Source organism: Kluyvera sichuanensis (genome assembly GCF_040930405.1).
Classification (GTDB): Bacteria; Pseudomonadota; Gammaproteobacteria; order Enterobacterales; family Enterobacteriaceae; genus Kluyvera; species Kluyvera sichuanensis.
On the sequence record NZ_CP162271.1, the window covers coordinates 1,396,333 to 1,408,728 of the forward strand.

Genomic DNA, 12,396 nt, shown 5'->3' on the forward strand with positions numbered 1-12,396 from the left:
TCGATGAAATCAGAGGTACTGCAGTCCGGTATATTCGGTTGGGTCATAGAGTCGGCCAATGTTGTTATTCAGCGGGTTGGTAACAGATAGCGTGATGGATGCAGACTCGGCGTCGATATCCACCGTTTTGACGTACAGCTGCCACGATTTGATAGGTGCCGTCACATCACCGCTATCGAACACCTGCCGAGCCGCCGTGATGGACGTTAAGCGCGCCGCGCCCTTCCACTTTTTCATCAGCGCTTTGACGTCAGAAGACAGCCGCCCGAGTTTCACTGTGGCGTCAATCACCGGCGTACCGCTCTGCTGGCTCTCTTCGATTTCAAAGCGTGCGGGCGTGAACGTCTGGCCTCCCAGTGTCTTCGGGAAGAACTGCTTATCGACCAGGCGGACATAGCCAAAGGATGGGTGGTAGAACGTGATAGTGTCGTACAGCCCGCGTGTCGGGCGCTGTTGCCGGTATTCGCGGTAACTTGGCATTACGGCACCCTCGGTAAGCTTTCGGGGTCACGGCCATCAGGATACCCGGTCACCACAATATCCAGCATGCTATCCCATGGCGGCGGCAGCTCAACAATGATGTCGTCGAACTCGTCGTCAGCGTTGAACAGGTGGTTGGCTATGACGGTTCCCGTCCAGGTCACGGTCAACCCGTTGATGCTGGTCTGCACCGGCATCTGAACGAAGTGAAGCTCCTGCAGTTGCAGCCCGCTACCTCCGAGGTTGATTGGCATCCTGAACCAGTTCAGACCTCGGTTGAGATAGTTGGGACTGCGCAGCCACTGCTGAAATGCACGCTCCTGCGCCAGCGTGAATAGCCACGTCAGCGACCAGGTCACCTTCAGGTCATCCGTCTGGTTTTGGAAGATGGCCGGGCCGACAGCTGGCTGATCCGTCAGGAACCCGGTGTCCATGGTCATGTTCTTGCTGGCCTTTTGCGCCAGCGGCAGCCAGTCGGGATAGTCAATAATCGGCATTAACTTTGCCCCCTCGGCGTGCGTTTCGCTGTCGTGTTACTCGTTATGCCCTGAGATATCGGCCCGCCATTATTAAGGTCTGCAAGGACTGCTTCAATGGTTAGGCTGTTACCATTCTGTGTGGCTTGAGCATCAAACTGATGCTGCCCTGATGAGTGGTCGTTAAAAATAATGCTTACCTGAATGTTGTCTCCACCGCCCTGCATATCCTTATTGCTGATCACCTTGCCGTTATCGCCGGGGATCATGTACTGCTTTCCGGTACTAGCCTGGTAAATCTCCGGCATGCCGCCTTCGCCAACCTGGTACATTCCGCCAGCGGACACCGGGCCGCCGTTCTTACGCTTGCCGAGCAGATTAGCGCCAATAACGCCCGCCACCGCGCCGAGACCGATCGCTGCAGCCGTACCCATTGAGGCTATTGAGGAAAGGATCGCCGCCGGGGTCCATGCTGCCGCTACTGTCCCAGCTGCAGCAACACTTGTCGCCGCCTGAACACCAGTCGCTGCTGTCTGAACTGCCGTTACGGTTCCAATGGCCGATGTCTGTGCCGCCGATCCCATAATTGCTGACTTGACCCAATCCACGCCCATTTGCACGAAGGTATTAACCAGACTGTTGAGAACCGTGCTGCCAAGAGAGCGCATTGCATCACTGGCCGTCATGCTACCGGTGATAATTCCCGTTAACGCGTTGGAAGCATTTCCTGCCAGCGCGTCGATTGAAGCAGCCAGCGCTTCCGTCCCGGCATTTTGGTTTCTGAATATCTCCCATTGAGCTTCAATCCTCTCCTGCTCATACTTCCTGTTGGCCGCATTCGTCAGTTCGAGCCCTCTCTGGGTTAACTGCCCCTTCTGGCTTTCAAACTGCTGAATTAACGCCAGCTCCTGAGCATGCTGGTTCGCCAGTTGCTGGACGGGATCAATTTCCCCCTTCGCTTGCTGGGTAGGGCTCACAACCGCCTGCGCACGAATCTTTGCCAGGTTCGTCTGGTGCTGTTGCTCCAGACGTTCAGCGGTCTCGTTGTACTGATCTTGGCTGATTTTCTTCGCAGCCAGGGCGGTATTCAGGTCCTCTACGTCCTGCTTATAGCTGGCGTTCTCTTTGGCCTCCGGCAGTAACTTTTCAGCGGCAGCCTGCGCTTTGATAGCATTAGCGGTATCCCATTTTTTTGCGGCATACTGCCCTGCCAGATCCAGGTCTTTCTGCGTCGCTGCTGAGCCAAGAGATTGCTGTGCGGTGAGAATGGCCTGTTCTCTGCTGAGTTGCTGAGTAGTGCCCGCGGCAAGCTCTGATTGCTGCCTCAGATTTTCCAGTTTTTGCGCCACCGTTTCTTGCTGATTGGCTAACTTCTTAGCTTCTGACGCAGCGCTGCTGGCCCCCTTCTTGCTGTTGGCGTTAGCCTCATCCTGTTTATAGGTTGCCAACTTGACGGCGTAGTACTTCCTGAATTCTGCAGTTCCCTTTTTCAGACCTTGAGTTTCAGCGTCTCGCCATGCCTTTGCCTGCATTTGCGCTTCGCCAGAAAGTCTGGCGATAAACAGTTCCTGTTGCGCTATTTTCAGCGCTTTCCCCTGACTGGATGTCAGGCTATCAGTCATCTCCTTCAGGGCTTTTAATCGCATCGTAGCGTCTGTGCTGCTACTTATAATTTTTAACAGCTTGTCAGCGTATTCCTGAGAGACCTCAGCGCCCTTCGACGCTCCTGCACCAAACTCCTGCAATTTCTTAACAAGCGCGTTAAGTTTTTCATCAGAGGGGTTCTTGGAAATATCTGATAATTGTTTTGCAAACTCGTACGCCTGCTGATCACTTATATCAAATTTTGTAGCCAACGCCGCAACCGTAGCTACCATCGAGTTCATCGTTGACTGCCCATCCCGCCCACTAGCTGCTGCCTGCTTCCATGCCTCACTGAAATCGTTAGTGGTGATATTCAACGTGGACAGATAATCGTTAAATAATTTTACGCTGGCATATCCTCCCCCCAAGGAAGACATTAGTGAGTCACCAAAACCAATGAAGTCACTTGATGCTTTTTGCACTTCTTTCGAAACTTTTGATAATGCTGACTGTAATTCAAGCTCGGCCTGCTTTTTCATCAAAGTAGCTACGGCAATATTTGTTCTTGCCAAGGCTGCATATTTATCTGAGAGCGCAGCTACGCCATTTTGTGAAACCGTAATAACCTTATCCGTGGTTTCAATTGCATCCTTAAGTGCATCAATGGCGTTTTTCCCGCCGTTTAACGATGTTATAAGCGCTCCCGCAACAACCGTGCTCAGTGCCAGTACCGCACCTATAACCGCTCCTCCTGGACCAAATACCCCAGCAAGCTGAGACCCTTGTTGCGAGAACGCTACCAGAGCCGACTGCCCGCCCTGCACTTGAACAATGAAATCTTGAACCTGATAGCCAGCCTGCTGCATGGTTGATTTCCAGTTGCCATGCCCTTTTGCCCCCGTATCATTGGCGGCTTTCATGTCAAATAGGCGGCCGGTCAACTCACCAATTTTTTGCTTCTCTTCATCGGTGGCTTTTGACCCAGCACGCAGTTGGGCTGCCAAAACAGCCGCACTACGGGCGCCGTTTTCCTGAGCTTCGTCCAGTATGGCTAATTGATTACCAAGGCCCTCAATAATGGCCTCTGCCCGGCTGAACTCAGATCCTGCGCCGCTGGTGCTATTCTTCGCCTCAAGCATGGATTTGGCGATTGCTGTTACGCTTGTGTTCAAGGTTTTGAGAGAGCTATCCATCGAGCGAGAGTAAGCCGCCATGGCATCGATGGACTTCCCGGTTTGCAAGGTGTTTTGGTCGAGACTATCCAGTGTTTTACTGGTTCCCTGGATCGTGCCTTCCATCATTTTCAATGCCGCTACGACTTCTTTCGCCCCATCCAGCATGGGCTGAACATCAGCATCAATCTGAATTTCTACACCACCAACCTGCTCAGTCATTACTTTTCTCCGGGCATAAAAAAACCTCACCGGAGCGAGGTTTCATTTAGAATCTATTTTACTGGCATTGCTTGGATTCAAGAGCAAACTGCCTATTTATTAACTCAATAATATTTTTTGAGTTTTGATTGTCACTTTGTTGAAATGCAGGATACTTTGAGTTTTTAATAAATACCCTTCCGCCATTTGAATCAGTAAAAACAAAATTTCCATCAATATTACCCGTATCCGTGAATCCTGTTATTTTACCACAGACAGAATTGTTCGAGTCATGCCTGTAAACCCTTACATCAGAGAATGTTAATCCTTTACTAACGTTGAATTCGTTATCGCAGACTAATGTAGATGAGCCGCTTTTGATAACCCCCGCAATTTCCATCTTCAGCCACTTTTCGCACTCACCAGGCTTATATTTTTTCGCTAGATCTTGTTTTACGAGATCTTGTGCCTCTCTGATAAGTTGAGAGTCTGACTTGTCGCCACATCCAGAAACCAAAAGCGCTGCTATAAAGCAAGTAGCAAACCTCTTCATATCCCTATCCCCATTGGTAAAAGTGGAATCATCCTACCCAGGAATAGCACAGACGCAACGGCAACTGCTGATTTATTGATCTCAAGAGGTTAAGGCAACCAAAACCGGTCTTTTATTTTGTGACAAGAGCAATAAACAGCGGCACTAGTATCGCCGACACCAAAAGGCCAACCAGCCATTTTTGATTGTCGTCGGCCTTATCAATGAATCGTTTTTCCATTGATACAATATTTTGGTTGATGCTTTTCAGCTCGGATTCAATGCCTTGGATATTTCGCTCTCGCAGTTCGTCTGTAGCTTCGAGCCTTGCAAGTCGTTCTCGTGTGTACATATCACCTCCGTCGCCACCGCTACCACCGCCACCATGCCATTTGTACTTTGGATAGTCGGCCATTGATGAGATCCCATAATCCCTTTCACTGCTTGCCATCTTCTTCCCCTTCTTCAATCCATTTTAGCACTGGCCACACAGCGATGTGGTGCGTATATCCGCAGTTGCGACAGATTATGCGGTATTGATAATGCATAAGAGAAAACGGAGGGCCGTCGGCATCGAGCTTGATGTAATCAACAAACGTTTTTGATGCGCTACCATCAGGGCCCGATTGCAGTAGATTACACTGAGGAATGCCAATATCTTCACTGCCACACAAAAGGCACTTGAATGTTTCGATGCCACGTTTGAATAGGAACTCTGACAACAACTCAGGGGAGACTTTCTCCATCCGCCGCTGAAGGGTCAGTTGAAGTTGCATTTGGCGCTGTTTTTCATCTTCCACGCTGATTCACCACGAAATGTATTTCCGTGAATTTATCATGCTGAACAATGCCGCATAAACTGATCTTATATCCATGTGCAAGCCCACTTGAGTGGGCTACTTCTGCTGCTCTCGCGCCAGCATCTCCTGCCAGCGCCGTTCGTCGTCATCCATAACTTGATCGTACTCTTCCCTAGTCAGGCCTTTCTGGTTCGGATACTTCGCGTTAAGCAGAAGCGCAAATTCAGTCATGGTCAGATGAGCTGCATCATCCCGAGACAGCTCGAAGTGCGTGCGCGCCGCGTTGATGTACTCAAGGGCGTTAAACAGCGCAGTAGTGTCGTTGCTCTCATGGCGCTGCAGCTTGCGTATTTTGGCTCGGCCAATGATACCGTGAGTCATTAAGCTCTGGGCGATCAGGATGATGTCGTTTCTGCTGAGCAGGCCTGGCACATACTCAATTTTGCCGTCTTTTCCTACCCACTCGCCCGTCATGACTGACAGGTCGTCATCGCAGCAGGCCTGCAGCACATGGATTGAGGCCGCCAGGATACAGTCGGCAACCCGTTCGAATGATGCGGATATCCATGCAGGAAGGCTGCCCATGATGCTGCATAGTGACGCACATGCTGATACCAGCCCCTGCGCCTCTCCACCATGAATGATGGCGTAGGCGTTGACTATCTCCGCCGGGGAGCCAATTCTTGTCATCGCCAGGAATGACGGACGCAGGAAGTAATCCTGCCCGCCGTCAGCCCGGTTGGTGAGCACAACCTCGCCTATATCTGTTAATGGGATCATCTCAAGCCCTCAATGGTCATTATCAAGGGCAGCTAGGCCGCCCTTTGGAATATCCATTAGCTGACAGTTACGTCGGTGCTGTTGGTGATTGCCGTCACGCCGGACGCGGTGGCCGTGATTTCATAGGTTGCGTCATCTGCACTCACGATGTTGTGCTTGTCGTAATACAGATTGGTCGCGCCAGGGATCGCCACGGTGTCTTTCTTCCACGAGTAGCTCACCACGCTGCCATCGTTCGTAATGGCCGGCCCCTGCACCACTAGGTAATCACCGATAGAGAGAGTAAGTGTCGACGGTGATTTCTCGATGAACTTAATCTCTTTGGTCGCGCTGTTGGCAAAGACCACAAAGCGGACTTTATTGGCCGCTGTACTCTGGCCGCTGCCATCATCGAGAATGACGTGAGCGATACCGACGCCAACCGCTGTAACCAGCCCTGACGGAGACACCGTAAGCACTGTCGGATCATCAGAGGTGTAGGTGATACTGCCAGTCGAGGATGCCAGGATCTGGAATGTTTTCTGGGTGCCGGTCACGTTCAGGTAGGTGGTCGGGTTGCCAACAAAGCCAGGCACGGTTGGCGCTGGTGCTGGCGCAGATACCGTCACGCCATTACCTGCGTCTGGCACGACGAATGTCACCGTGTCGGCGTCTGCGACCTTCCACTCACCTGAGTAGGTGGAGATATCGCTGGTACCGAAGTCACCAGACCATGAGGTCGTGTTGAAGTAACCCATGATATACGTGCCAGCATCTTCCCCAGCGAAGTCAAAGCGGATCCATACCGTTGGCTGCCGCCCGGCCTGAATCTCGTCGAAAATGTATTTCGACATGCGGAAGGCGCCAATCTCGGTTGTCTTGTCGTTTTTGCGGAACTCGCCATCGCCGGAGATGGTCAGGTCCATACTAGTGACAAGGTTCTCCACAAGCCCCTTAGAGTCATCAGCTTCCGAGTTCGTGGTGTTCATTGAGTAGTCGATGCCCTTCGTGGTCATCGCACCCAGTTTTTTCCAGTCGGTTAGCAGCGGAACTGTGTCCGGGCAGCCAAAGGCCATGCGGACAACCGCCACCTTCCCGATCAGCTTGCCGTAATCATTAGCACAGCCTTGCATGTGTTACCTCTCAAATAAAAAAGGCCGCCCGTAGGCAGCCTGGATGGTGTGAGTTGAATTCAATCGCCGTAGACGCAGCGGAATCTCAGCGGAAATACCGCGCGCCCCTCAGCGGTCATCATGGGTTGCGGCATGCCGTAGGATTCGATGTAGCCAATGCAGGGATCCGTGACGGGGTGATCCTGCACATAATCAAGAATGCTCATGGCTGCCGTGTGGGTATCCCGGTCTTTATTGATGCCCCCGATAACATCCAGTTGCACCATGTAAGTGCCCCCCTCATCCTGCCGCAGTATTCCACCGCTGGCAGGCTTGAAGACCATGAACGCCTCCCCCTTATTGCCGCTGTCATTCCAGAAAAAGCTCTGGCAGGTATAGCCCGCCGTCAGCCCGGCAGAGACCAGCATTGAGCGGACGCGATCAGCCATTGGTGGGGTCATTTCTTCATACCTTTCGCGATAAGTTCAGGGATGCGCGGCTTAACCTGATCCAGCCCTTTTTTGAGGAACTGCGGCTCACCGCCAGGCCCCCAGTAAACGCCTTGCTCATTTCCACCGCCGAAACGCTTACCTGCACGCGTAGTTCCAAAGTGCGCTCGAGGCTGGCCTTTAAGCTTACCTGGTGCGTCATGGACATAGGCGGCATAGGCAGCAGAGAACCCCACTTTCGCAGTTACTCTCCCACCACTCGTATCAAAGTCGATATACCGAGAATTCACCAGCGTGGAGGTATCTATTGGGGTTATCACTGCAGCAGACTCCAGCACCTGCTCAGATACGATATAAAGCGCTTTGATAATGCGTACACTCTGAACGTCATCAATCATCCGGTTCAGCTTAGCAATGGTCTGGTCGACCCCCTTCACCTTCACACCCATATCAGACCCCGGTCAAAATCGCATAATCGTCCGCAATCCGGTCAAAAGTGTCGGCATAGCGGATAACCTGCCGCACCTCATCAGCGCCAGCAGCAACCGGGTCAACATTGGCAGATTCCCCGATCAGCAGGTAATCACCCGCAGCAGCCAGCGCGTACTCGCTCCAGACAGTGTTCTTCACGACGATTTCAGCTCCCAGGTTGCCGATGCGCTTTGATAGGCCGCCTTCGTAGTCACACATGATGACCTCCGGTGCGGCGTAGCCATTAATCGGATCGCCGTATTCGTCTTTACCGCCAGGGCCTTTGCGCCAGATAGTGGCTTTGGCGGTGTAACTCCAGTTAGCCGTTGACGACATCAGCCCTCCTTCCAGCGCAGCACCTGCGCACCAGTTGCCCGAATACGCTCGCAGTTGATGAACCACTCACCGTTCGATTTAACATAGCCGGTGGTCTCCCGCCCGGTGTTGGTCAGCACCCATACGCGGGTGAATGGGCGCGGCAGCCGGACGCTAACGGATATCCACGCCATCAGCAGCCCCCAACGACCATGAACAGGCCAACGCTGTTACCGGCGCTGATTGGTAGCTCACTGGTGCAGCCGCTGGTATCAAGTTTCGCCAGCGAGTCGCGCAGCCAGGTGATGCTGTCAGTCCCGTAATCGAACGAACGGGACGCGCCAGACGGCGCACCCTGCGATTTGATGCGCCGCGCGCCGGACGATGTCGCCATTAGCGCCGCCGCGTACATCAGGATCAGCTTAGCGGTGCACTCGTCGTACCCTGCACCGTCGAGGCACGGGATGATTTTGTTTACCACGCAGAGGATCGGCGTCAGCAGCGCACCCGGGATGGAATAACCCAATTCACCGAGGAACGCCTGCACGTCAGCCGCCGTGATTGGGTCAGCCATGGTTATTTACCTTTGGTTTGCTCATCCAGCTCATCGCGGGACTTGGTCGGATTATCGAATTCGCGAAGCGCCATGGTTATTTCGCCTTCTTCTTGGTTGCCTGCTCTGCCTGCTCTGCCTGCTCTGCCTGCTCTGCCTGCTCTGCCTGCTCTGCCTGCTCTGCCTGCTCTGCCTGCTCTGCCTGCTCTGCAGGAGTATCGCCTGGCGCGGCCACTTCAAACACCTGTTCACCAACTTCGCCGACGACAGACACGCGCCCTGCGAACGCTGGCGGAACGGATTCCGCAATGAACTCGTGACCTACAGGCAGTTGCTGGAATACGCCATCAATCGTGCCCCAGCAGCCCGATTTTTCGATTCTTAACTTTTGCATGCTCTCTCCTGAAGAAAAGGGGCCGAAGCCCCTTAACCCTGTGCGTTGAACACTTTCGAGCGACCGTTGAAATCGCGCTTGATCTGCAGGCCGACCGCACTCCATACCAGAGTGTTGTAATTGTCGAACGGATTCTGGCGCGGGATCATGAAGGTGCCCACCGGCGCGGCGATGCGCGTCTTGATGTACTGCGAGTTGCGCACGTACGCGATGAAGTGGTTGCCGGTCAGCTTAAAGGTCTGGTTAACGGACTCGATGCGGCCGTAGCGCAGGATGTACTCCAGCACGGTGCCTTCTTTGAAGCCGGCAGCGGAGGAATACGGCTTGCTCAGGTTGCGCATGATGTCTGGCGACACCCACACCTTCACCTTCTCCTGCACGTAGTTATCGTCCAGGAGCTTCGCGAACGGGCCGGTGAAGAACGCTACCGACTCATCTGGGGTCGAGGTCGTCAGGTCGATGTTCAGACCGGATGCGCTCAGATCCACCTGATTGGTGTTGGCGTGGTTGGTGATGCCTGCACCGACGTAGCCCTTCACCTTCACCTTCGCGTCACCAGACAGCATGTAGTCAGCCATGTCTTCACGGATGGCCGCAACGTGCGCTTCCTGGTCGTCGGCCATCGCGTCGAGATTTTCCGACTGCATGCCGTTCCATTCACGCCATTCACGGCTGTAGCCGGTGTTGAAGATAGGGATCGGATCGCCAGCTTCGTCGTAGATGACTTTATCCAGTTCTTCCGGCACATGGCCGGTCAGGGTGCGATGTACCTTGCCAGCATCGCTGGCAACGCGATACAGAGCGGCGGTTTTGCCGATAGAGATCGGCGTACCAAGCCCCAGCAGGTCATCCAGCAGACCGTTACCTTCGTCATTGCGGAAAACGCGGGTGGTGATGTTGTCCACTTCGCGCCAGTAGTCTTTGGAGATCAGCGCGGCCTGGTTAACTTCCAGCGCGCCGTTGTACTGGGCGGTGATGGTGTTCTGATTGATGTTGAACGCTTCACGCTGCATCAGCAGCTGATTCCACGCCTGCTTAATCTGGTTATGTTCGGTAACCAGCTTTTTGTTGAAAACGATCATGCTCATGCGGTTGCTTTCCCTGATTTGCGAACTTTCACGAGCTGCGCTTCCGCGCCGACAGTGATTTTCTCGCGTGAATAGAAGAGGACTTTGTCTGTTGCTGGCGTGGTTGACTTGGCGAGCGTACCGTCACCGGCAGAAACCAAGCCTTCGTTTTCCAGCAGCACCTCACCGGCCTTAACCAGCATGTGATAATCGACATCGTCTTCGCACATGATGGCTGCGCCGGTATCCCCGGCAGGGACAGAATCCCGGATATCTCCGCCACCGATATAGTTGTGCTGTAGTGCCAGTGCTACGCCAGCACCGCCAGCCACATTGTGAACAGCCAGTTTCCCGGCGCTGTCCAGCATGACCAGTGAGCCTGGCTTAATAGAGGCGGCCATGAGGGCCTCAATGACCTGTGGGTCATTCTTGCGGGCCGGGCCCGCGATTACGGTATGGAAACGAGGTGCGAGAGCCATTATTCAGGTGCCTCCATGGTGAGAATATCGCTTTGTGCGCCGTTACCCTGGAATGCAGGATTCAGACCAGTTGAGGTCTGGCACTGCGAGAACATGTCGTTCAGCGCATCGCCAGCCAGCGAGTTGATCGCCGCTTCAGTCATGAACGGGAACTTCGCTTTCACGGCCTGGCGCTTCGCGGTGATGTCTTTCTCCGCATTGGCCTGCAGCTGCGCTTCCAGGTGGCCGATTTTGTCGGTCAGCGGGGAGATGGCGGCGTTTACTGCCGCAGTGATGGCATCAGCATTAACCTGAGCGCCCGCCGGGTCGCCGCCACCGGCTTTCTTCTGCATCTGCTGGTTGTAGGCATCCCAGACCTGATCGTCGGTCAGCCCCTCGGTTGTTACGCCTGCGGCATTGAGCGCGGCGATCATCTTCTGTTTCATCGGGTTTATTTCTCCGTTGGTTTTGACTTCGTACTCAGTGGGTTTGCGCACGACTTCGACTGCATCGCCGACCAGCGTCACTGTGCTGTCGTCGATGAGGTATTTTTGCTGGAAGAGCTGCTGCCCCTCTTCGTAGATGAATTTGTCCGGCCAGACGGTCACCACGTAGCGATAAGCGTCACTGCCTGACGGCGCGCGGATAGCCTCGCGCAGCATCTGGTAGATTTCGTCGAATGATGCGTCGGAGTTGTGGGTGAGGAAGAACTTCACCTTGTTTACCAGACCGTCCTTAAGGCTGTTCGCCGCGTCGATGAGGCTGGCGGTTTCGACTTCACCTTCCTGTCCGTCAGCGTTCACGAACATGCCAACGCCCTCTTCCGGCGTCCCGGCCCCCGGCTCATCCAGCAGAATGGCGATGTGGTCGAACTGCATGTTGCGGGCGATCCAGGTGTACTTCTTCTCCTTCGACGCGCCCGACTTCTTCTCTTTGTTGGTGAGAAGACCGGTTGAGAGGTGAATCGGGTCGGTGTTGGTACCAGCGATCATCTCGTCTAGGCGGTTAATCAGGCGCTTGCCATCAGGTTTCGTCTCAGCAACAGCCTTGTTGATGTAAACGTCCATGACGACCTGATCGCCGGATTTGCTGACGTTCTGCGCCCAGGCACCAACGTGATAAGCGTTGATGGCGCGCGGGTCGTTGGCGCTGACATACTTGCCATCTACCATCGGGTGCGGCAGCGGCATCAGCTTGCCTTCCATCGTCTGGTAGCTGTTGTTAATCTCCTCCGCCGGATACAGGCCGCCATTCATCACGATGTCATCGACGATCGGAACCGCACCACGAATAACGTAGTGTTCCTGGCCGTTGATGGTGGTCGTTGAGATGTTGGAGGCGTTGATGGCGAGGGATTTAACGTGGATGCTGGAAAGCTTCACGTTGCGTCCTCATGGGTGAATTTCAGGTAATAAAAAAGGCCGCCGGGGCGACCTTGTTATTATTTTTTATAGCTTACTAGTTCGATCCCATCTTTGGGGTATCGTTTCTTTAATTCAGCAATTAATGCTGATTCGGTGTCACCGTTAATTGTCAGAAAAGCTATGTGCGTTCGGTGCTTGGCTTTAGTGGC

The 12,396-nt window shown here is 53.7% G+C and carries 17 protein-coding genes; all 17 read right to left on the minus strand.

Annotation, left to right across the window (positions count from 1 at the left end):
* Positions 1–9 precede the first annotated feature (9 nt).
* The 17 genes from AB2B48_RS06910 to AB2B48_RS06990 all read right to left on the minus strand — a co-directional run bounded on the left by AB2B48_RS06910 (position 10) and on the right by AB2B48_RS06990 (position 12,205).
* The gene (locus tag AB2B48_RS06910; RefSeq protein ID WP_368301272.1) at positions 10–480 is read right to left on the minus strand and encodes a hypothetical protein; all 471 of its coding nucleotides are present in this window, start codon (positions 478–480) and stop codon (positions 10–12) included.
* Entirely contained in the window at positions 480–977 is a 498-nt protein-coding gene (locus AB2B48_RS06915) for a hypothetical protein (RefSeq protein ID WP_368301273.1), read from the minus strand. The genes AB2B48_RS06910 and AB2B48_RS06915 overlap by 1 nt, the downstream gene beginning before the upstream one ends.
* Entirely contained in the window at positions 977–3,934 is a 2,958-nt protein-coding gene (locus AB2B48_RS06920; protein WP_368301275.1) for a tail protein (tape measure), read from the minus strand. Before AB2B48_RS06920 ends, AB2B48_RS06915 begins: the two co-directional genes overlap by 1 nt.
* A 58-nt stretch (positions 3,935–3,992) precedes the next feature.
* Positions 3,993–4,466 carry a hypothetical protein gene (locus tag AB2B48_RS06925; protein ID WP_368301277.1) on the minus strand — a complete coding sequence of 158 codons (474 nt, stop codon included), beginning with the start codon at positions 4,464–4,466 and terminating at the stop codon, positions 3,993–3,995.
* 112 nt (positions 4,467–4,578) lie between these two features.
* Positions 4,579–4,896: a hypothetical protein gene (locus AB2B48_RS06930; RefSeq protein ID WP_368301279.1), complete on the minus strand. Its 318-nt coding sequence runs from the start codon at positions 4,894–4,896 to the stop codon at positions 4,579–4,581.
* Complete coding sequence (locus tag AB2B48_RS06935) at positions 4,883–5,245, minus strand: hypothetical protein (RefSeq protein WP_368301280.1); 363 nt, start codon at positions 5,243–5,245, stop codon at positions 4,883–4,885. Before AB2B48_RS06935 ends, AB2B48_RS06930 begins: the two co-directional genes overlap by 14 nt.
* 96 nt (positions 5,246–5,341) lie before the next feature.
* Positions 5,342–6,025, minus strand: coding sequence for a DUF6246 family protein (locus tag AB2B48_RS06940; RefSeq protein ID WP_368301282.1), 684 nt, complete (start codon positions 6,023–6,025; stop codon positions 5,342–5,344).
* A 56-nt stretch (positions 6,026–6,081) separates the two neighbouring features.
* Entirely contained in the window at positions 6,082–7,137 is a 1,056-nt protein-coding gene (locus AB2B48_RS06945) for an Ig-like domain-containing protein (RefSeq protein WP_368301284.1), read from the minus strand.
* Positions 7,138–7,196: 59 nt separating this feature from the next.
* Positions 7,197–7,565: a hypothetical protein gene (locus tag AB2B48_RS06950; RefSeq protein WP_368301285.1), complete on the minus strand. Its 369-nt coding sequence runs from the start codon at positions 7,563–7,565 to the stop codon at positions 7,197–7,199.
* A gap of 8 nt (positions 7,566–7,573) precedes the next feature.
* Positions 7,574–8,014 (minus strand): HK97 gp10 family phage protein, encoded by a 441-nt coding sequence (locus tag AB2B48_RS06955; RefSeq protein WP_368301286.1) that lies wholly within the window; start codon positions 8,012–8,014, stop codon positions 7,574–7,576.
* 1 nt (position 8,015) lies between these two features.
* Complete coding sequence (locus tag AB2B48_RS06960) at positions 8,016–8,372, minus strand: hypothetical protein (protein WP_368301287.1); 357 nt, start codon at positions 8,370–8,372, stop codon at positions 8,016–8,018.
* Entirely contained in the window at positions 8,372–8,545 is a 174-nt protein-coding gene (locus AB2B48_RS06965; protein WP_368301289.1) for a hypothetical protein, read from the minus strand. The genes AB2B48_RS06960 and AB2B48_RS06965 overlap by 1 nt, the downstream gene beginning before the upstream one ends.
* Complete coding sequence (locus AB2B48_RS06970) at positions 8,545–8,925, minus strand: hypothetical protein (protein WP_368301291.1); 381 nt, start codon at positions 8,923–8,925, stop codon at positions 8,545–8,547. Before AB2B48_RS06970 ends, AB2B48_RS06965 begins: the two co-directional genes overlap by 1 nt.
* Before the next feature lie 76 nt (positions 8,926–9,001).
* Positions 9,002–9,298, minus strand: a complete 297-nt coding sequence (locus tag AB2B48_RS06975) for a hypothetical protein (protein ID WP_368301293.1) — start codon at positions 9,296–9,298, stop codon at positions 9,002–9,004.
* Positions 9,299–9,330: 32 nt separating this feature from the next.
* The gene (locus tag AB2B48_RS06980) at positions 9,331–10,386 is read right to left on the minus strand and encodes a major capsid protein (protein WP_307762950.1); all 1,056 of its coding nucleotides are present in this window, start codon (positions 10,384–10,386) and stop codon (positions 9,331–9,333) included.
* Positions 10,383–10,844: a hypothetical protein gene (locus AB2B48_RS06985; RefSeq protein WP_368301295.1), complete on the minus strand. Its 462-nt coding sequence runs from the start codon at positions 10,842–10,844 to the stop codon at positions 10,383–10,385. Before AB2B48_RS06985 ends, AB2B48_RS06980 begins: the two co-directional genes overlap by 4 nt.
* Positions 10,844–12,205: a DUF2213 domain-containing protein gene (locus tag AB2B48_RS06990; RefSeq protein ID WP_368301296.1), complete on the minus strand. Its 1,362-nt coding sequence runs from the start codon at positions 12,203–12,205 to the stop codon at positions 10,844–10,846. Before AB2B48_RS06990 ends, AB2B48_RS06985 begins: the two co-directional genes overlap by 1 nt.
* Between the last annotated feature and the right edge of the window lie 191 nt (positions 12,206–12,396).

Bases quoted from the DNA above. Each gene is read 5' to 3' on its own strand.
- AB2B48_RS06960 (WP_368301287.1), bottom strand. From the start codon at position 8,372: ATGTCGTCAACGGCTAACTGGAGTTACACCGCCAAAGCCACTATCTGG.
- AB2B48_RS06965 (WP_368301289.1), bottom strand. From the start codon at position 8,545: ATGGCGTGGATATCCGTTAGCGTCCGGCTGCCGCGCCCATTCACCCGC.
- AB2B48_RS06985 (WP_368301295.1), bottom strand. From the start codon at position 10,844: ATGGCTCTCGCACCTCGTTTCCATACCGTAATCGCGGGCCCGGCCCGC.
- AB2B48_RS06940 (WP_368301282.1), bottom strand. From the start codon at position 6,025: ATGATCCCATTAACAGATATAGGCGAGGTTGTGCTCACCAACCGGGCT.
- AB2B48_RS06910 (WP_368301272.1), bottom strand. From the start codon at position 480: ATGCCAAGTTACCGCGAATACCGGCAACAGCGCCCGACACGCGGGCTG.
- AB2B48_RS06915 (WP_368301273.1), bottom strand. From the start codon at position 977: ATGCCGATTATTGACTATCCCGACTGGCTGCCGCTGGCGCAAAAGGCC.
- AB2B48_RS06955 (WP_368301286.1), bottom strand. From the start codon at position 8,014: ATGGGTGTGAAGGTGAAGGGGGTCGACCAGACCATTGCTAAGCTGAAC.
- AB2B48_RS06950 (WP_368301285.1), bottom strand. From the start codon at position 7,565: ATGGCTGATCGCGTCCGCTCAATGCTGGTCTCTGCCGGGCTGACGGCG.
- AB2B48_RS06925 (WP_368301277.1), bottom strand. From the start codon at position 4,466: ATGAAGAGGTTTGCTACTTGCTTTATAGCAGCGCTTTTGGTTTCTGGA.
- AB2B48_RS06970 (WP_368301291.1), bottom strand. From the start codon at position 8,925: ATGGCTGACCCAATCACGGCGGCTGACGTGCAGGCGTTCCTCGGTGAA.
- AB2B48_RS06980 (WP_307762950.1), bottom strand. From the start codon at position 10,386: ATGAGCATGATCGTTTTCAACAAAAAGCTGGTTACCGAACATAACCAG.
- AB2B48_RS06930 (WP_368301279.1), bottom strand. From the start codon at position 4,896: ATGGCAAGCAGTGAAAGGGATTATGGGATCTCATCAATGGCCGACTAT.
- AB2B48_RS06920 (WP_368301275.1), bottom strand. From the start codon at position 3,934: ATGACTGAGCAGGTTGGTGGTGTAGAAATTCAGATTGATGCTGATGTT.
- AB2B48_RS06975 (WP_368301293.1), bottom strand. From the start codon at position 9,298: ATGCAAAAGTTAAGAATCGAAAAATCGGGCTGCTGGGGCACGATTGAT.
- AB2B48_RS06945 (WP_368301284.1), bottom strand. From the start codon at position 7,137: ATGCAAGGCTGTGCTAATGATTACGGCAAGCTGATCGGGAAGGTGGCG.